The organism is Escherichia sp. TW14182 (assembly GCF_000208525.1).
GTDB classification, from domain to species: Bacteria; Pseudomonadota; Gammaproteobacteria; order Enterobacterales; family Enterobacteriaceae; genus Escherichia; species Escherichia ruysiae.
In genome coordinates, this window is sequence record NZ_AEJZ01000456.1 from 1 (window position 1) to 721 (window position 721).

The 721-nt window shown below is 44.1% G+C and carries 1 protein-coding gene and 1 pseudogene; both read left to right on the top strand.

Annotated elements, in window-relative coordinates; all coding sequences use genetic code 11:
* Positions 1–145 precede the first annotated feature (145 nt).
* Complete coding sequence (locus EQY_RS0123170) at positions 146–352, top strand: hypothetical protein (protein ID WP_001171935.1); 207 nt, start codon at positions 146–148, stop codon at positions 350–352.
* Between the two features lie 24 nt (positions 353–376).
* Positions 377–721 (top strand): annotated as a pseudogene (locus tag EQY_RS26430) (hypothetical protein); the annotation flags it as partial.

Consider the following 721-nt stretch of genomic DNA (forward strand, 5'->3'; position numbering starts at 1 on the left):
CAATCATGGAAAAGGCTTACGAAGAATACTTCGAAGGCCTTGCCGAAGGCGAAGAAGCTCTCAGCTTCAGTGAGTTTAAACAGGCGCTTTCCAGCTCGGCAAAATCTAACGGCTGATAGGCGAAGCAGCACCGCGAGGAATCAGTATGCAGAAACGAGAACCCGTCATCATCGCGCCAGACTATACCGATGATGAACTTTATGAGTGGATGCGCGGGAAGATACGCGCCATTAATGACCTGAAGCAGGCCACTGATCACAAAGAGCGCCTCTCTGAAACACTGGCGTCAGTGACGCAGGATATTACCGCTCTGGCAAAAAGCGCGGCATTAAACGTTTCGCGAGTGATTTAAAACCACCGACTGATGAGGTTGACTATGGAATTTAAAGATTTACCAATTTCAATACAGGAAATGGCCGCTGATGTGATTCGCTCGCAACTGGCGCGGAACCCGATGATATTAGTAGATAAACTGTTCATCAGAAATTTATCAAATCATGTCCGCAATTCCTTTACCGGACTGTATTCATATTCGTTCACAAACAATCATTGTGTAGAAAATAAAGCAAAACTCATTGCAGAAACGACAGCGCAAAACATCAACACGAAACCAACGGAAGAAGAAATTGATCAGTTTGCTCATGATGCTGGTTTTAAAAACAAGGAAGAAAAATCGCCATATGCGGGAAACATGTTTGTTTATGACAACCTTATCCGAATT

Coding starts and splice junctions, on each gene's coding strand:
- EQY_RS0123170 (WP_001171935.1), top strand. CDS start 146: ATGCAGAAACGAGAACCCGTCATCATCGCGCCAGACTATACCGATGAT.